Source organism: Streptomyces sp. NRRL F-6492 (genome assembly GCF_001280125.1).
Classification (GTDB): domain Bacteria; phylum Actinomycetota; class Actinomycetes; order Streptomycetales; family Streptomycetaceae; genus Streptomyces.
The window spans coordinates 72,476-89,330 of the sequence record NZ_LGEG01000233.1 but is presented as its reverse complement, the minus strand read 5'-3'; the positions used below and the strand labels follow the sequence as shown (position 1 = coordinate 89,330).

Annotated in this window: 22 protein-coding genes; 20 read left to right on the top strand and 2 right to left on the bottom strand. The window is 69.2% G+C overall.

The window, feature by feature from the left end; genetic code table 11:
• Positions 1-129 precede the first annotated feature (129 nt).
• From rpsH to truA, 16 genes are all read left to right on the top strand, one after another.
• A complete protein-coding gene (gene rpsH, locus ADL08_RS23550; protein WP_015035585.1) occupies positions 130-528 on the top strand; it encodes a 30S ribosomal protein S8 in 399 nt (132 codons plus the stop codon).
• Positions 529-549: 21 nt separating this feature from the next.
• Positions 550-1,089 carry a 50S ribosomal protein L6 gene (rplF, locus tag ADL08_RS23545; protein ID WP_053646165.1) on the top strand — a complete coding sequence of 180 codons (540 nt, stop codon included), beginning with the start codon at positions 550-552 and terminating at the stop codon, positions 1,087-1,089.
• 4 nt (positions 1,090-1,093) lie between these two features.
• A complete protein-coding gene (rplR, locus tag ADL08_RS23540) occupies positions 1,094-1,477 on the top strand; it encodes a 50S ribosomal protein L18 (RefSeq protein WP_030209008.1) in 384 nt (127 codons plus the stop codon).
• Between the two features lie 46 nt (positions 1,478-1,523).
• Entirely contained in the window at positions 1,524-2,126 is a 603-nt protein-coding gene (rpsE, locus tag ADL08_RS23535) for a 30S ribosomal protein S5 (RefSeq protein ID WP_006126891.1), read from the top strand.
• Complete coding sequence (rpmD, locus tag ADL08_RS23530) at positions 2,126-2,308, top strand: 50S ribosomal protein L30 (protein WP_015035589.1); 183 nt, start codon at positions 2,126-2,128, stop codon at positions 2,306-2,308. Before rpsE ends, rpmD begins: the two co-directional genes overlap by 1 nt.
• Position 2,309: 1 nt before the next feature.
• Positions 2,310-2,765 carry a 50S ribosomal protein L15 gene (gene rplO, locus ADL08_RS23525; protein ID WP_053646163.1) on the top strand — a complete coding sequence of 152 codons (456 nt, stop codon included), beginning with the start codon at positions 2,310-2,312 and terminating at the stop codon, positions 2,763-2,765.
• Between the two features lie 218 nt (positions 2,766-2,983).
• The gene (gene secY, locus ADL08_RS23520) at positions 2,984-4,303 is read left to right on the top strand and encodes a preprotein translocase subunit SecY (RefSeq protein WP_053646161.1); all 1,320 of its coding nucleotides are present in this window, start codon (positions 2,984-2,986) and stop codon (positions 4,301-4,303) included.
• Positions 4,303-4,950 carry an adenylate kinase gene (locus tag ADL08_RS23515; RefSeq protein WP_053646159.1) on the top strand — a complete coding sequence of 216 codons (648 nt, stop codon included), beginning with the start codon at positions 4,303-4,305 and terminating at the stop codon, positions 4,948-4,950. Before secY ends, ADL08_RS23515 begins: the two co-directional genes overlap by 1 nt.
• A 99-nt stretch (positions 4,951-5,049) precedes the next feature.
• Positions 5,050-5,901, top strand: coding sequence for a type I methionyl aminopeptidase (gene map / locus ADL08_RS23510; RefSeq protein ID WP_053646156.1), 852 nt, complete (start codon positions 5,050-5,052; stop codon positions 5,899-5,901).
• A 253-nt stretch (positions 5,902-6,154) separates the two neighbouring features.
• Positions 6,155-6,376, top strand: coding sequence for a translation initiation factor IF-1 (infA, locus tag ADL08_RS23505; RefSeq protein ID WP_003956442.1), 222 nt, complete (start codon positions 6,155-6,157; stop codon positions 6,374-6,376).
• A gap of 63 nt (positions 6,377-6,439) precedes the next feature.
• Positions 6,440-6,553, top strand: a complete 114-nt coding sequence (gene rpmJ / locus ADL08_RS23500; protein ID WP_003956441.1) for a 50S ribosomal protein L36 — start codon at positions 6,440-6,442, stop codon at positions 6,551-6,553.
• A 189-nt stretch (positions 6,554-6,742) separates the two neighbouring features.
• Positions 6,743-7,123, top strand: coding sequence for a 30S ribosomal protein S13 (gene rpsM / locus ADL08_RS23495; protein WP_030209021.1), 381 nt, complete (start codon positions 6,743-6,745; stop codon positions 7,121-7,123).
• Positions 7,124-7,189: 66 nt separating this feature from the next.
• Positions 7,190-7,594, top strand: coding sequence for a 30S ribosomal protein S11 (gene rpsK, locus ADL08_RS23490; RefSeq protein WP_003956432.1), 405 nt, complete (start codon positions 7,190-7,192; stop codon positions 7,592-7,594).
• 172 nt (positions 7,595-7,766) lie between these two features.
• Positions 7,767-8,789, top strand: a complete 1,023-nt coding sequence (locus tag ADL08_RS23485) for a DNA-directed RNA polymerase subunit alpha (RefSeq protein WP_030759338.1) — start codon at positions 7,767-7,769, stop codon at positions 8,787-8,789.
• A gap of 201 nt (positions 8,790-8,990) precedes the next feature.
• Positions 8,991-9,476, top strand: a complete 486-nt coding sequence (gene rplQ, locus ADL08_RS23480) for a 50S ribosomal protein L17 (protein WP_053646154.1) — start codon at positions 8,991-8,993, stop codon at positions 9,474-9,476.
• Positions 9,477-9,559: 83 nt separating this feature from the next.
• The gene (gene truA, locus ADL08_RS23475) at positions 9,560-10,417 is read left to right on the top strand and encodes a tRNA pseudouridine(38-40) synthase TruA (protein WP_053646152.1); all 858 of its coding nucleotides are present in this window, start codon (positions 9,560-9,562) and stop codon (positions 10,415-10,417) included.
• Here the strand turns inward: truA and ADL08_RS23470 are convergent.
• A complete protein-coding gene (locus tag ADL08_RS23470; protein ID WP_053646149.1) occupies positions 10,388-11,404 on the bottom strand; it encodes a hypothetical protein in 1,017 nt (338 codons plus the stop codon). The two genes, truA and ADL08_RS23470, sit on opposite strands and share 30 nt — an antisense overlap.
• 56 nt (positions 11,405-11,460) lie before the next feature.
• On the opposite strand from ADL08_RS23470, the gene ADL08_RS23465 reads away from it, so the two are divergent.
• From ADL08_RS23465 to glmM, 4 genes are all read left to right on the top strand, one after another.
• Positions 11,461-13,083 carry an ABC-F family ATP-binding cassette domain-containing protein gene (locus tag ADL08_RS23465; RefSeq protein ID WP_199837072.1) on the top strand — a complete coding sequence of 541 codons (1,623 nt, stop codon included), beginning with the start codon at positions 11,461-11,463 and terminating at the stop codon, positions 13,081-13,083.
• 220 nt (positions 13,084-13,303) lie between these two features.
• Positions 13,304-13,747, top strand: coding sequence for a 50S ribosomal protein L13 (gene rplM / locus ADL08_RS23460; RefSeq protein ID WP_053646145.1), 444 nt, complete (start codon positions 13,304-13,306; stop codon positions 13,745-13,747).
• Between the two features lie 44 nt (positions 13,748-13,791).
• The gene (rpsI, locus tag ADL08_RS23455; protein ID WP_015035601.1) at positions 13,792-14,304 is read left to right on the top strand and encodes a 30S ribosomal protein S9; all 513 of its coding nucleotides are present in this window, start codon (positions 13,792-13,794) and stop codon (positions 14,302-14,304) included.
• Between the two features lie 114 nt (positions 14,305-14,418).
• Positions 14,419-15,777: a phosphoglucosamine mutase gene (glmM, locus tag ADL08_RS23450; protein ID WP_053646143.1), complete on the top strand. Its 1,359-nt coding sequence runs from the start codon at positions 14,419-14,421 to the stop codon at positions 15,775-15,777.
• A 104-nt stretch (positions 15,778-15,881) separates the two neighbouring features.
• Here the strand turns inward: glmM and ADL08_RS23445 are convergent, their stop codons facing one another.
• Positions 15,882-16,835, bottom strand: a complete 954-nt coding sequence (locus ADL08_RS23445; protein WP_053646141.1) for a DUF389 domain-containing protein — start codon at positions 16,833-16,835, stop codon at positions 15,882-15,884.
• Positions 16,836-16,855: the final 20 nt, after the last annotated feature.

The following is a 16,855-nucleotide window of genomic DNA, read 5'->3' as shown; positions in this document are numbered from 1 at the left end:
TGGGGTTGGGCGTCCGCCGCCCGTACGACTTACTACGCCGTAGGTCCCCGCGCCGCACCCGTCCCGCCCCTGTGTGGGGAGAGGGATGGCGCACTGGAAACCCCGGCGAGAGAGGCCGAAGGCCAATTCATGACCATGACTGATCCGATCGCGGACATGCTGACTCGTCTGCGTAACGCGAACTCGGCATACCACGACAGCGTGACGATGCCGCACAGCAAGATCAAGTCTCACATCGCGGAAATCCTCCAGCAGGAGGGCTTCATCACGGGCTGGAAGGTCGAGGACGCCGAGGTCGGCAAGAACCTCGTCCTCGAGCTCAAGTTCGGTCCGAACCGTGAGCGCTCCATCGCGGGCATCAAGCGGATCTCGAAGCCCGGCCTCCGGGTTTACGCGAAGTCCACCAACCTGCCGAAGGTCCTCGGCGGCCTGGGCGTGGCGATCATCTCCACGTCCCACGGTCTCCTGACCGGCCAGCAGGCAGGCAAGAAGGGCGTAGGTGGGGAAGTCCTCGCCTACGTCTGGTAGTCGGGAACGGAGGAATAGCTAATGTCGCGTATTGGCAAGCTGCCTATCCAGGTTCCCGCCGGCGTGGACGTCACCATCGAGGGCCGCACGGTCACGGTGAAGGGTTCCAAGGGCACCCTGAACCACACCGTCGCCGCGCCGATCGAGATCGTTAAGGGTGAGGACGGCGTTCTCAACGTCACCCGCCCGAACGACGAGCGTCAGAACAAGGCCCTCCACGGCCTGTCCCGCACGCTGGTGGCCAACATGATCACCGGTGTGACCCAGGGTTACGTCAAGGCGCTCGAGATCAGCGGTGTCGGTTACCGCGTCGCCGCGAAGGGCTCCAACCTGGAGTTCCAGCTCGGTTACAGCCACCCGATCCTGGTCGAGGCGCCCGAGGGCATCTCGTTCAAGGTCGAGTCGCCGACCAAGTTCTCGGTCGAGGGCATCGACAAGCAGAAGGTCGGCGAGGTCGCCGCCAACATCCGCAAGCTGCGCAAGCCCGACCCGTACAAGGCCAAGGGCGTCAAGTACGCGGGCGAGGTCATCCGCCGCAAGGTCGGAAAGGCTGGTAAGTAAAGCCATGGCATACGGTGTGAAGATCGCCAAGGGCGACGCCTACAAGGGCGCTGCCAAGAAGCGCCGCCACATCCGCATCCGCAAGAACGTGTCGGGTACGGCGGAGCGTCCGCGCCTCGTCGTGACGCGTTCCAACCGCGGCATCACCGCTCAGGTCATCGACGACCTCAAGGGTCACACCCTTGCGTCGGCGTCGACCCTGGACGCGTCGATCCGCGGTGGCGAGGGCGACAAGTCCGCGAAGGCCAAGCAGGTCGGTTCCCTGGTCGCCGAGCGCGCCAAGGCCGCCGGTGTCGAGGCTGTCGTGTTCGACCGTGGTGGCAACAGGTACGCCGGGCGCATTGCCGCTCTGGCTGACGCCGCCCGCGAAGCCGGGCTGAAGTTCTAAGCCCCGGTTCCGGGACTAACGGACGTAACAGAGAGAGGTAAATCCAATGGCTGGACCCCAGCGCCGCGGAAGCGGTGCCGGTGGCGGCGAGCGGCGGGACCGGAAGGGCCGCGACGGTGGCGCTGCCGCCGAGAAGACCGCGTACGTTGAGCGCGTCGTCGCGATCAACCGCGTCGCCAAGGTTGTCAAGGGTGGTCGCCGCTTCAGCTTCACCGCGCTGGTCGTGGTGGGCGACGGTGACGGCACCGTAGGTGTCGGTTACGGCAAGGCCAAGGAAGTTCCCGCGGCCATCGCCAAGGGCGTCGAGGAAGCCAAGAAGAACTTCTTCAAGGTTCCCCGCATCCAGGGCACCATCCCTCACCCGATCACGGGCGAGAAGGCCGCGGGCGTCGTCCTGCTCAAGCCGGCTTCCCCCGGTACCGGCGTGATCGCCGGTGGCCCGGTGCGCGCCGTGCTCGAGTGCGCCGGCGTTCACGACATCCTGTCGAAGTCGCTCGGCTCGTCGAACGCGATCAACATCGTGCACGCGACCGTGGAGGCCCTCAAGGGCCTGCAGCGTCCCGAGGAGATCGCGGCCCGCCGCGGTCTGCCCCTCGAGGACGTCGCTCCCGCGGCTCTGCTCCGTGCGCGTGCCGGGGCGGGTGCGTAATGGCTCGCCTCAAGGTCACGCAGACGAAGTCGTACATCGGCAGCAAGCAGAACCACCGCGACACCCTGCGTTCGCTCGGCCTCAAGAAGGTCAACGACGTGGTTGTCAAGGAGGACCGCCCCGAGTTCCGCGGAATGGTGCACACCGTCCGCCACCTCGTGACGGTCGAGGAGGTTGACTGACATGGCGGAGAACAACCCGCTGAAGGCCCACAACCTCCGTCCCGCCCCCGGTGCCAAGACCGCGAAGACCCGTGTCGGTCGTGGTGAGGCGTCGAAGGGTAAGACGGCCGGTCGTGGTACCAAGGGCACGAAGGCCCGTTACCAGGTTCCGCAGCGCTTCGAGGGTGGGCAGATGCCCCTCCACATGCGTCTGCCGAAGCTCAAGGGCTTCAAGAACCCCTTCCGCACCGAGTACCAGGTCGTGAACCTGGACAAGCTCACCTCGCTCTACCCGCAGGGTGGCGAGGTCACGGTGGCCGATCTGGTCGCCAAGGGTGCCGTTCGCAAGAACCAGCTCGTCAAGGTCCTGGGCCAGGGCGAGGTCTCCGTGGCGCTGCAGGTGACGGTCGACGCCGTCTCCGGCTCCGCCAAGGAGAAGATCGCCGCCGCCGGCGGCACCGTCACCGAGCTCGTCTGAGACGACCGCTCGATGGCTTGAACATCCGACCGGGGATGCCTCTCAAAAGGGGCATCCCCGGTTGGTCGTTCCTAGGGGGGCATGGTCGCCGGTAAGGTGGCGTGCACTGTCCAGGCTCCATGCGGTATGCCCGCGCGGAGCCGATGACTGAATCATCTATTCGTCGAACCTCAAGACCGTCACCCTTGACGCATAGCGCGGGGGTCGCAGGAGGCACCGTGCTCACCGCGTTCGCCCGGGCGTTCAAGACGCCCGACCTGCGCAAGAAGCTGCTCTTCACGCTCGCCATCATCGTGCTGTACCGGCTCGGGGCGCACGTCCCGGTGCCCGGCGTCAGCTACGAGGCCGTCCAGCAGTGTGTCAAGCAGGCCAGCGAGGGCAACAACAGCCTGTTCGGCCTGGTCAACATGTTCAGTGGCGGGGCGCTGCTGCAGATCACCATCTTCGCGCTCGGCATCATGCCGTACATCACGGCGAGCATCATCCTGCAGCTGCTGACCGTCGTGATCCCGCGTCTGGAAGCCCTCAAGAAGGAGGGACAGTCCGGTACCGCCAAGATCACGCAGTACACCCGGTACCTGACGATCGCCCTCGCCATCCTCCAGGGCACCGGTCTCGTCGCGACCGCCAAGAGCGGCGCGCTCTTCAGCGGCTGCATCGTCGCCGACCAGGTCGTTCCCGACCAGTCGATCTTCACCATCGCCGTCATGGTCCTCACCATGACCGCCGGCACCGCCCTCGTCATGTGGCTCGGTGAGCTGATCACCGACCGCGGCATCGGCAACGGCATGTCGATCCTGATGTTCATCTCGATCGCCGCCGGCTTCCCGGGCGCCCTGTGGGCCATCAAGAAGAGCGGCAAGCTCGCCCAGGGCTGGATCGAGTTCGGCGTCGTCATCCTCATCGGCTTCGTGATGGTGGCCCTGGTGGTCTTCGTCGAGCAGGCCCAGCGGCGCATCCCGGTCCAGTACGCGAAGCGCATGATCGGCCGGCGCTCCTACGGCGGTACGTCCACGTACATCCCGCTGAAGGTGAACCAGGCGGGTGTGATTCCGGTCATCTTCGCGTCGTCGCTGCTCTACATCCCGGCGCTGGTGGCGCAGTTCTCGAACTCCACCTCCGGCTGGAAGACCTGGATCGAAGCCCACTTCGTCAAGGGTGACCACCCGTACTACATCGCCGCCTACTTCCTCCTGATCGTGTTCTTCGCCTTCTTCTACGTGGCGATCTCGTTCAACCCCGAGGAAGTCGCCGACAACATGAAGAAGTATGGTGGCTTCATCCCGGGTATCCGGGCCGGTCGACCTACTGCCGAGTACCTGAGCTACGTGCTCAACAGGATCACTTGGCCGGGCTCGCTGTACTTGGGTCTGATCGCTCTCGTGCCGACGATGGCGTTGGCAGGCTTCGGTGGCGCCAATGCCAACTTCCCCTTCGGCGGGACGAGCATCCTCATCATCGTGGGTGTGGGGCTGGAGACCGTGAAGCAGATCGAGAGCCAGCTCCAGCAGCGCAATTACGAAGGGTTCCTCCGCTGATGCGAATCGTCCTCGTCGGACCGCCCGGTGCGGGCAAGGGCACGCAGGCCGCGTTCCTTGCCAAGAACCTGGACATCCCGCACATCTCCACGGGTGATCTGTTCCGCGCCAACATCTCTCAGGGCACGGAGCTGGGCCTCAAGGCCAAGGCGTTCATGGACGCCGGCGACCTGGTGCCCGACGAGGTCACCATCGGGATGGCCAAGGACCGCATGGAGCAGCCGGACGCCGTCAACGGCTTCCTGCTCGACGGGTTCCCCCGGAACGTCGCTCAGGCCGAGGCGCTGGACGCCGTCCTGAAGGCCGAGGGCATGGAGCTCGACGCGGTCCTGGACCTGGAGGTCCCCGAGGACGAGGTCGTGAAGCGGATCGCGGGTCGCCGCATCTGCCGCAAGGACAGTGCGCACGTCTTCCACGTGACGTACAACGCGCCGAAGACCGAGGGCGTCTGCGACGTCTGCGGCGGCGAGCTCTACCAGCGCGACGACGACTCCGAGACGACGGTCCGCCGGCGTCTGGAGGTCTACCACACGCAGACCGAGCCGATCATCGACTACTACCGGGCGCAGAACCTGGTCGTGACGATCTCGGCGCTCGGCAAGGTGGACGAGGTCACCGCCAAGGCGATGGACGCGCTCAAGAAGTAACCCCGGTTCGTTCGACACGGCCGCGGTGCCCCTCGGGGGCGCCGCGGCCGTATCGTTGTTCCGTCCCCCTTTTTACCCAGCGGAAAGGCCCCGGCCACGATGGTGCAGATCAAGACCCCCGAGCAGATCGCGAAGATGCGCGAGGCGGGGCTGGTCGTCGCCGCCATCCACGCGGCGACCCGCGAGGCGGCCGTGCCGGGCGCCACGACCCGGGACCTGGACGAGGTCGCGCGCAAGGTCATCGCCGACCACGGGGCGAAGTCGAACTTCCTCGGGTACGGCGGGTTCCCCGCGACGATCTGCACCTCGGTGAACGAGGTCGTCGTCCACGGCATCCCCGACGACAAGACCGTCCTCAAGGACGGCGACGTCATCTCGATCGACTGCGGCGCGATCGTGGACGGCTGGCACGGCGACGCGGCCTACACGGCCTTCGTGGGCACGGGCCACGCCCCGGAGCTGATCGAGCTCTCCCGGGTGACGGAGGAGTCGATGTGGGCCGGCATCGCGGCCATGAAGACCGGCAACCGCCTGGTCGACGTCTCCCGGGCGATCGAGACCTACATCAAGCGGCAGCCGCGGCCGGCGGTCGGCGACCACAGCCTCGGCCGGTACGGGATCATCGAGGACTACGGCGGCCACGGCATCGGCACCGAGATGCACATGGACCCGCACCTGCTGAACTACGTCTCCCGCAAGCGCGGCAAGGGCCCCAAGCTGGTCCCCGGCCTCTGCCTGGCGATCGAGCCCATGGTCTCCCTCGGCACCCCCCGCACGGAGGTCCTGGAGGACGACTGGACCGTCATCACCACGGACGGCACCTGGTCCTCGCACTGGGAGCACAGCGTGGCCGTGACGGAGGAGGGGCCCCTGGTCCTGACGGCGGTCGACGGCGGCAGGGCGAAGCTGGCCGAGCTGGGCGTCGTGGCGGCGCCGGACCCGCTGGCCTGACGGCCGGGGCGGGCGTCGGGGGCGGGGCGGCGGGGCCGGGAATCACGGTCGCGCCGGATCCGTTGGCCCAGGTCCGGAAGGTACGCGTTTTCTACCGGGTGGCGGCTTGCGTAAGGATCATTTCGGGTGGGCAGACTTCCCGATTCGTCTTTTCCTGGGCCCTGACGTAGACTGATGCGTCGGCTCTCGTGTACCCGTGTGTCCGCACGCGGCGGCGAAAGTCGATCAAGGTAGCCGATTCGAAAGGCGAAGCGTGGCCAAGAAGCAAGGTGCCATCGAGATCGAGGGCACCGTGATCGAGTCCCTCCCGAACGCCATGTTCAAGGTGGAGCTCCAGAACGGTCACAAGGTCCTCGCGCACATCTCCGGCAAGATGCGGATGCACTACATCCGAATCCTCCCGGACGACCGGGTCGTCGTGGAGCTCTCTCCGTACGACCTGACGCGTGGCCGGATCGTCTACCGCTACAAGTAGATCTTGCCCGCACCCCGCCTCCGCGCGCGGGTGGTGGCACTGACCCGGAGAACCTCACATCCCATGAAGGTCAAGCCGAGCGTCAAGAAGATCTGCGACAAGTGCAAGGTGATCCGCCGTCACGGCCGGGTCATGGTCATCTGCGACAACCTGCGCCACAAGCAGCGCCAGGGCTGACGCACGCCGACCGACCTGCATTTCGCAGTTCTTCGCGCGACGCATAGCAACACGTACATACGCAGAGCCCGTCCGACCGTGTTCCACGGTTGACGGCACCTCCGGCGGGGGCCGGGGACCCGACCTGTACCTCATACGGCAGCCGGGAACGGTTCTGCAGCAGACCCCCGAGAACACAGGAGCCATTGAATGGCACGCGTTTCCGGTGTTGACATCCCGCGCGAAAAGCGTGTGGTGGTCGCACTCACCTACGTCTTCGGCATCGGGCGCACCCGGTCCGAGGAGATCCTCGCCGCGACCGGCGTGAACCCGTCCACCCGTGTCCGCGACCTTGCCGAGGAAGACCTCGTCAAGATCCGCGAGTACGTGGACGCCAACCTCCGCACCGAGGGTGACCTCCGCCGCGAGATCGCCGCCGACATCCGCCGCAAGGTCGAGATCGGCTGCTACCAGGGCCTCCGCCACCGTCGTGGCCTGCCCGTCCGCGGTCAGCGCACCAGCACGAACGCTCGTACCCGCAAGGGCCCGCGTCGCGCCATCGCCGGCAAGAAGAAGCCGGGCAAGAAGTAGTCCTCAGCGGACGCTCGACCACGCGGTCTTCGCTGTAGGACCGACCACCTCCCGTAGGAGTTATAGATGCCCCCCAAGGGTCGTCAGGGCGCTGCCAAGAAGGTGCGCCGCAAGGAAAAGAAGAACGTCGCTCACGGCCACGCGCACATCAAGAGCACGTTCAACAACACGATCGTCTCGATCACGGACCCCTCGGGCAACGTGATCTCCTGGGCCTCCGCCGGCCACGTCGGCTTCAAGGGCTCGCGCAAGTCCACCCCCTTCGCCGCGCAGATGGCCGCCGAGTCGGCCGCCCGCCGCGCGCAGGAGCACGGCATGCGCAAGGTCGACGTCTTCGTCAAGGGTCCCGGCTCCGGCCGTGAGACCGCGATCCGCTCCCTCCAGGCCACCGGCCTCGAGGTCGGCTCGATCCAGGACGTCACCCCCACGCCGCACAACGGCTGCCGTCCCCCCAAGCGCCGCCGCGTCTGATCAGGGCGGCGGCATTCCCCGCGCGAGCGGGGGTGAACCGCGCCGCCGCGTCTGACGCACGGCTGCTTGTTCAGGACTTCGGGCGGTACGGCTCTTCGGGGCCGTGCCGCCCGTACCCTTGCAGGACAAGTCGGACGTCAAATAGTGGGCGTCCACGACTGAAGGACACAACATGCTTATCGCTCAGCGTCCGTCGCTGACCGAAGAGGTCGTCGACGAGTTCCGCTCCCGGTTCGTGATCGAGCCGCTGGAGCCGGGCTTCGGCTACACCCTCGGCAACTCCCTCCGCCGTACCCTCCTCTCCTCGATCCCGGGTGCCGCCGTCACCAGCATCCGCGTCGACGGCGTCCTGCACGAGTTCACCACCGTGCCGGGCGTCAAGGAGGACGTCACCGACCTCATCCTGAACATCAAGCAGCTGGTCGTCTCCTCGGAGCACGACGAGCCGGTCGTGATGTACCTGCGCAAGCAGGGCCCGGGTCTGGTCACCGCCGCCGACATCGCGCCCCCGGCCGGTGTCGAGGTGCACAACCCCGACCTCGTCCTGGCGACCCTGAACGCCAAGGGCAAGCTGGAGATGGAGCTGACCGTCGAGCGCGGTCGCGGCTACGTCTCCGCCGTGCAGAACAAGCAGGTCGGCCAGGAGATCGGCCGCATCCCGGTCGACTCCATCTACTCGCCGGTGCTCAAGGTCACGTACAAGGTCGAGGCGACCCGTGTCGAGCAGCGCACCGACTTCGACAAGCTGATCGTCGACGTCGAGACCAAGCAGGCCATGCGCCCGCGCGACGCCATGGCGTCCGCCGGCAAGACCCTGGTCGAGCTGTTCGGTCTGGCGCGCGAGCTCAACATCGACGCCGAGGGCATCGACATGGGCCCGTCCCCGACGGACGCCGCCCTGGCCGCCGACCTGGCGCTGCCGATCGAGGAGCTGGAGCTCACCGTCCGCTCCTACAACTGCCTCAAGCGCGAGGGCATCCACTCCGTGGGTGAGCTCGTGGCGCGCTCCGAGGCGGACCTGCTCGACATCCGCAACTTCGGTGCGAAGTCGATCGACGAGGTCAAGGCGAAGCTGGCCGGCATGGGCCTGGCGCTCAAGGACAGCCCGCCCGGATTCGACCCGACCGCGGCCGCCGACGCCTTCGGCGCCGACGACGACGCGGACGCCGGGTTCGTCGAGACCGAGCAGTACTGATTCGCCTGGGGTCCGCCCCAGAGGATTGCAACGTCGAGACCGAGCAGTACTGACGGTCGCGATTGCGCTGCGGGCCGGCTTCGGCCGGTCACGCAGTTCCCCGCGCCCCTCCGGGGTGCGGGGTCTCCGACGGGTGACCGCCCGCTCGGACACTGACATCGGTACCTCATACGGCCGGTGCAGATCACAAGGAGAAACACCATGCCGCGTCCCGCGAAGGGTGCCCGCCTCGGCGGTTCCGCCGCGCACGAGAAGCTGCTCCTCGCCAACCTGGCGAAGTCGCTCTTCGAGCACGGCCGCATCACCACGACCGAGGCCAAGGCCCGCCGCCTGCGTCCGGTCGCCGAGCGCCTGATCACCAAGGCGAAGAAGGGCGACATCCACAACCGTCGCCTGGTGCTGCAGTCGATCACCGACAAGGGGATCGTCCACACCCTCTTCACCGAGATCGCCCCGCGTTACTCGGAGCGTCCCGGTGGCTACACCCGCATCACCAAGATCGGCAACCGTCGTGGCGACAACGCCCCGATGGCCGTGATCGAGCTGGTCGAGGGCGAGATCGCCAAGAAGGCGACCGTCGCCGAGGCCGAGGCCGCCACCAAGCGCGCCGTCAAGGAGGCCGACGAGGCCCCCAAGGCCGAGGAGACCAAGGCCGACGAGGCCGCCGAGGAGTCGAAGGACGCGTAAGCGTTCTTCCAGGCTGTTCCGTGTGCGGGCCCGTACCCCCTGGGGTGCGGGCCCGTTCCCGTGTGTTTGAGAGGATCTTCCGCGTGAGCGACGACGTGCAGGACGGTTTCGTACGGGTCCGGCTGGACCTTTCGTACGACGGCAGGGACTTCTCCGGCTGGGCCAGGCAGGCCGGGGGACGGCGGACCGTGCAGGGCGACATCGAGGCGGCCCTGCGGACCGTGACCCGGTCCCAGGAGACGTACGAGCTGACCGTCGCCGGCCGGACCGACTCCGGGGTGCACGCGCGCGGGCAGGTCGCCCACGTCGACCTGCCCGTGGAGCTGTGGGAGGAGCACCGCGACAAGCTGCTGCGGCGGCTCGCCGGGCGCCTCTCGCACGACGTGCGGGTCTGGTCCCTGACCGAGGCCCCCGCCGGCTTCAACGCCCGCTTCTCCGCGATCTGGCGCCGCTACGCCTACCGCGTCACCGACAACCCCGGCGGGGTCGACCCGCTGCTGCGCGGGCACGTCCTCTGGCACGACTGGGCCCTCGACATGGACGCCATGAACGAGGCCGCCGCCGCGCTCGTCGGCGAGCACGACTTCGCCGCGTACTGCAAGAAGCGCGAGGGCGCCACCACCATCCGCACCCTCCAGGAGCTGCGCTGGGAGCGGCGGCCCGGCGGCGTCCTCGAAGCGACCGTGAAGGCGGACGCCTTCTGCCACAACATGGTCCGCTCGCTCGTCGGCGCCCTGCTCTTCGTCGGCGACGGGCACCGGCCGGTGGACTGGCCGGGCAAGGTGCTCGCGGCCGGCGTCCGGGACTCGGCCGTGCACGTCGTGCGCCCGCACGGGCTCACCCTCGAAGAGGTCGGCTACCCGGCCGACGAGCTGCTCGCCGCCCGCAACAAGGAGGCGCGCAACAAGCGGTCACTGCCCGGGAGCGCCGGCTGCTGCTGAGGCCTGGGCGCGCCCGCGGGCGTAGATCTGGTTGAAGGCGAAGGTGCCGAGGTCGTCGCTGGCCCGGAAGACGCCCTGGTCGGCCTTGGTGACCTTCCTGCCGCTGGTGAAGCCGGCCTGGGTGAAGTAGGCGTACCGGCCGATCGAGTTCGACCGGCGCAGGCAGACCGTGGCGTGGCAGAAGTCGCCCACGCCCGCGCCGACCAGGGGGGCGACGCCGCCGGTGGCCTGGCCCTTCGCCTTGAGGGCCGCGGCCTCGGAGGGGAAGACGGCGACGCCGACGGTGACCGCCACGCCGTCCCTCACGTAGGTGGCGCGGAGCACCTCCCGGCAGCCGTTCCTCTTCAGGACGGTGCCGAGGCCGCCCTGGGTGACGGCCGCGCAGTTCGTCGTGGCGGAGGTCGCGCCCTTCTTGTACGGGCGGCCGCTCATGGTCAGCTTCCTGCCCGGGAAGAGGCCCTCGGCGGTGAGCGGGGCCTTGTCCTTCTTCGGGTCCGAGATGTAGTCCTTCGGGTTCGGCGGGGGCGGCGGCGCCACCGAGGAGAACGTCGGCTCGGGGGTGGGGGCCTCGGTGGGGGAGGCCGAGGCGGTGGGGGTCCCGCCGCCCTTCCCGGCGGTGTCGTCCTTCGTGCCGCTGGCCACCACGGCGGTGGCGACGACCGCGCCGACGACCAGGGTGGCCAGGACGCCGCCGCCGATCATCAGCCGGCGCCTGCGGCGGTTGCGGGAGGCCGAGGCGTCGGCCAGGGCGCTCCAGTCGGGGGTGGGGCCGCCGCCCTGCGGGCCGGGGAAGGGGGCCGGAGCGCTGCTGCCCTGAGGGCCGGGGTAGCCGTAGCCGCCCGCCCCCTGCCCGTACCCCTGGCCCTGCCCGTACCCCTGCTGCCCGTGGCCGCCGGGCTGCTGCCCGTGCCCCTGGCCCTGCTCGCCGTACCCCTGCTGCCCCTGTTGCGGCGGCTCCTGCGGCCACTGCGGTCCCCCAAAGCTCATGCCGCGCATCCTAAACCGGTTGGGCCGGGCCGACGCGGGCGGCGACAATGCACCTCATGGGACACGTCGAGGCCGCACATCTGGAGTACTACCTTCCCGACGGGAGGGTCCTGCTCGGGGACGCCTCCTTCCGGGTGGGGGAGGGGGCCGTCGTCGCCCTCGTCGGGGCCAACGGCGCCGGAAAGACCACGCTGCTCCGGATGATCGCCGGAGAGCTCAAGCCGCACGGCGGCTCCGTCACCGTCAGCGGCGGCCTCGGCGTGATGTCGCAGTTCGTCGGCTCCGTACGGGACGGCTCGACCGTCCGCGACCTGCTCGTCTCGGTCGCGCAGCCCCGGATCCGGGAGGCCGCGAAGGCGGTCGACGAGGCCGAGCACCTGATCATGACCGTCGACGACGAGGCCGCGCAGATGGCGTACGCGCAGGCGCTCTCCGACTGGGCCGAGGTGCAGGGGTACGAGGCGGAGACCCTCTGGGACATCTGCACCACGGCCGCGCTCGGCGTCCCGTACGACAAGGCGCAGTTCCGGGAGGCCCGGACGCTCTCCGGCGGCGAGCAGAAGCGGCTGGTGCTCGAAGCGCTGCTGCGCGGCCCCGACGAGGTGCTGCTCCTGGACGAGCCGGACAACTACCTCGACGTGCCCGGCAAGCGGTGGCTGGAGGAGCGGCTGCGGGAGACCCGCAAGACCGTGCTCTTCATCTCCCACGACCGGGAGCTGCTCTCCCGGGCCGCGCAGAAGATCGTCGCGGTCGAGCCCGGCCCGGCCGGTTCGGACGTGTGGGTGCACGGCGGCGGCTTCGACACCTTCCACGACGCGCGGCGGGAGCGGTTCGCCCGCTTCGAGGAGCTGAAGCGGCGCTGGGAGGAGAAGCACGCCCAGCTGAAGAAGCTCGTGGTGAACCTGCGGCAGGCGGCCTCGATCAGCCACGAGCTGGCCTCGCGGTACGCGGCGGCGCAGACCCGGCTGCGGAAGTTCGAGGAGGCCGGGCCGCCGCCGGAGCCGCCGCGCGAGCAGGACATCCGGATGCGGCTGCGCGGAGGACGGACCGGGGTCCGGGCCGTGACCTGCGAGAACCTTGAGCTGACCGGTCTGATGAAGCCGTTCTCGCTGGAGGTCTTCTACGGGGAGCGGGTCGCCGTCCTCGGCTCGAACGGCTCCGGCAAGTCGCACTTCCTGCGGCTGCTCGCCGGGGACGACTCGGTCGCGCACACCGGGACGTGGAAGCTGGGCGCCCGGGTCGTGCCCGGCCACTTCGCGCAGACCCACGCCCACCCGGAGCTGGCCGGGCGCCCGCTCGTCGACATCCTGTGGACCGAGCACTCCAAGGACCGGGGCGGGGCGATGTCCGTGCTGCGCCGGTACGAGCTGGAGCGCCAGGGCGACCAGCCCTTCGACAAGCTCTCGGGCGGCCAGCAGGCCCGGTTCCAGATCCTGCTGCTCGAACTGGCGGGGACGACCGCGCTGCTCCTCGACGAGCCGACGGACAACCTGGACCTGGAGTCGGCCGAGGCGCTCCAGGACGGTCTGGAGTCGTACGAGGGGACGGTGATGGCCGTCACGCACGACCGGTGGTTCGCGAAGAGCTTCGACCGCTATCTGGTCTTCGGCTCCGACGGGGTCGTGCGGGAGACCACCGAGCCGGTGTGGGACGAGCGGCGGGTCGACCGGGCGCGGTAGGGCCCGCGCGTTTTGACCCGTCCGGGGGGGCGCGGGTACTGTTGCGGTTTGTTATGCGTAGTGGCTTCGTCGTTCTCACGCGAAGGGCCTCCTGCGCAGGTTCCCTGGAGCAGTTACCAGTGGCTCGCATACGGGCGGCGTCCCGGCAGTGCAGGCCCCAGCTGCATGATCGCTTCAGGTGTGTCTGGACTCCATCCACTGAAGAAGCGAAGGCTACGAAGTGCGTACGTACAGCCCCAAGCCCGGCGATGTCACTCGCCAGTGGCACATCATCGACGCGCAGGACATCGTCCTGGGCCGTCTGGCGACCACGGCCGCGAACCTCCTCCGAGGCAAGCACAAGCCGGTGTACGCCCCCCACATGGACATGGGCGACTTCGTCATCATCATCAACGCCGACAAGGTCCACCTGTCCGGCAACAAGAAGACCCAGAAGCTGGCGTACCGCCACTCCGGCTTCCCGGGCGGTCTGCGCTCCGTCCGCTACGACGAGCTGCTGTCCAAGAACCCCGAGAAGGCCGTCGAGAAGGCCATCAAGGGCATGATCCCCAAGAACACCCTGGGCCGTCAGATGCTCTCGAAGCTGAAGGTCTACGCGGGCGAGAACCACCCGCACGCTGCTCAGCAGCCGGTCCCGTTCGAGATCACCCAGGTCGCGCAGTAGTTCCGGCCACACCCCCTAAGAACGAAAGAAATCTGAGGAGCATCGTGGCCGAGACCACCCCCGAGACCCCCGTCGACGAGTTCGAGGGCGTCGAGGAGTACACCACCGAGACCGAGCTCGTCGAGGGTGAGTACACCTCCGAGTCGCTCGCGTCCCGCTTCGGCGACCCGCAGCCGGCCGCCGGCCTGGGCCGTCGCAAGAACGCCATCGCCCGCGTCCGGATCGTTCCGGGCACCGGCAAGTGGAAGATCAACGGTCGCACCCTTGAGGACTACTTCCCCAACAAGGTGCACCAGCAGGAAGTCAACGAGCCCTTCAAGGTGCTCGAGCTCGACAACCGCTACGACGTCATCGCCCGCATCGCGGGTGGCGGTGTCTCCGGTCAGGCCGGCGCCCTGCGCCTCGGCGTGGCCCGTGCGCTGAACGAGGCGGACGTCGAGAACAACCGCCCGGCGCTGAAGAAGGCCGGCTTCCTCTCCCGCGACGACCGTGCGGTCGAGCGCAAGAAGGCCGGTCTCAAGAAGGCCCGCAAGGCCCCGCAGTACAGCAAGCGTTAATCGCCTGCTCGGTCTGCATTCCGTACGCCCCGGCGGCACTGCCCGTGCCGTCGGGGCGTACGTTTTTTCATACGCTCTTTCATAAGCTCGGGCACGCATTCTCGGAGGACAGCTGTGGGACGACTCTTCGGCACGGACGGCGTACGCGGCGTCGCCAACGCGGATCTGACGGCGGAGCTGGCGCTCGGCCTCTCCGTGGCGGCGGCGCACGTGCTCGCCGAGGCGGGCACCTTCGCGGGCCATCGGCCGACCGCCGTGGTCGGCCGCGACCCGCGCGCGTCCGGAGAGTTCCTGGAGGCCGCCGTCGTGGCCGGCCTCGCCAGCGCCGGAGTCGACGTGCTGCGCGTCGGCGTCCTGCCCACCCCGGCCGTGGCCCACCTCACCGGCGTCCTCGGCGCCGACCTCGGCGTGATGCTCTCCGCGAGCCACAACGCCATGCCCGACAACGGCATCAAGTTCTTCGCGCGCGGCGGCCACAAGCTGGCCGACGAACTGGAGGACAAGATCGAAGCCGTGTACGAGGAGCACCGCACGGGCGCCCCCTGGGACCGTCCGACCGGTGCCGGCGTCGGCCGCGTCCGCGACTACGACGAGGGCTTCGACACGTACGTCGCCCACCTCATCGCGGTCCTCCCCAACCGGCTCGACGGTCTGAAGGTCGTCCTGGACGAGGCCCACGGCGCCGCCTCCCGCGTCTCGCCCGAGGCCTTCGCCCGCGCCGGCGCCGAGGTCGTCACCATCGGCGCCCGGCCGGACGGCCTCAACATCAACGACGGCTGCGGCTCCACCCACCTGGAGCCGCTCCGGGCCGCCGTGGTCGAGCACGGCGCCGACCTGGGCATCGCGCACGACGGCGACGCCGACCGCTGCCTCGCCGTGGACGCGGCGGGCAACGAGGTCGACGGCGACCAGATCCTCGCCGTGCTCGCCCTCGCCATGCGCGAGGCCGGCACCCTGCGCGGCGACACGGTCGTCGCGACCGTCATGTCCAACCTGGGCTTCAAGCTCGCCATGGAGCGCGAGGGCCTGAACCTCGTCCAGACGGCGGTCGGCGACCGCTACGTCCTGGAGTCCATGAAGCAGCACGGCTACGCGCTCGGCGGCGAGCAGTCGGGCCACGTCATCGTGCTCGACCACGCCACCACCGGCGACGGCACCCTCACCGGCCTCATGCTGGCCGCCCGGGTCGCCGCCACCGGCAAGTCCCTCGCGGACCTCGCCGGCGTGATGGAGCGGCTGCCGCAGATCCTCATCAACGTGAAGGACGTCGACAAGTCGCGCGTCACCACCTCCGGCGATCTGGCCGCCGCCGTCGCCGAGGCCGAGCGCGAGCTCGGCTCGACGGGCCGGGTGCTGCTCCGCTCCTCGGGCACCGAGCCGCTGGTCCGCGTCATGGTCGAGGCCGCCGACATCGAGCAGGCCCGGTCGGTCGCGCAGCGCCTCGCGGACGTCGTGAAGTCCGCGCTGGGCTAGCCTTTCTGAGGCACCGTCATGCGGAAGGGCCCCGTCGCACCGGACTCCGGTACGGCGGGGCCCTCTTCCGTCGGCGGCCTTCTCCCGTCGGCGGCCCTCTTCCCTCAGCGGTCCTTGCGCGACGGGCGGCGCCAGCGGCCGCGCTGGGTGTCCCACAGGGCCCGCTGCGCGTACAGCGTCGCCGTCCCGGCGAGGACGATGCCGAAGAGGTTGAGCGCGAGCTGCTCGACCGAGCCGCCCATCTGGCCCAGGTCGCCGTAGGCGAGCGCCACGGCCGCGTTCGCGCCCGCCGGGACCGTCGTCACCGAGATCGCCACGCCCACCAGGGCCCCCGACTTGGCGGAGGTCAGGGAGAGCGTGCCGGCCGCGCCGGCGAGCAGCGCCACGACGAAGGAGAACGGGTCCGGCTGCCAGATGAAGCGGGTGTTGGGGCGCTCCGCCTCCAGCTGGGCCCGGCTGAACAGGTCGAGCGCGTCCATCGCCATGCTGAACAGCGTGGTGGCCGCGATCGCCACCGCGAAGCCCACGAACAGCGCGAGCAGCGAGCGCGCGGCCAGCCTCGGGGCCCGCCGCACCACCGCCGTGCAGATCCCGGCGAGCGGGCCGAACTCCGGACCGACCGCCATCGCGCCCACGATCAGGATCGCGTTGTCCAGGACGACGCCGCAGGCCGCGAGCATCGTGGCCAGGACCATGAACGCGCAGTACGTGGCCGAGAGCGTCGACTCCTCGTGCGTCGCCTCGGTGAGCTCCTCCCAGAGCACCGCGTCGGCGGCCTCGCCGGGCGCCTCCCGCTCGGCGGCGTCGGCCCGCTCGGACAGCGACAGGTCGATGTCCTGGACGGCGATGGAGCCGTCCCGGACGATCCCGAGGCCGCGCAGCTCGCGGAGGAGCTCGTCGCCCGCCTCGCGGGCCACGTCGCACGTCACCACGTCCCCGGCCGGGTCGCGGGCCGCGCCGGGCAGGACCACCAGATGGGCGGTCCCGACGGTCGACTCGATCAGGTCGGTCGCGGCCCGGGTGCGGTCGGGCGGGACGATCATCCGCAGATGCAGCATGCGCAGAGCCTACGGAGCCC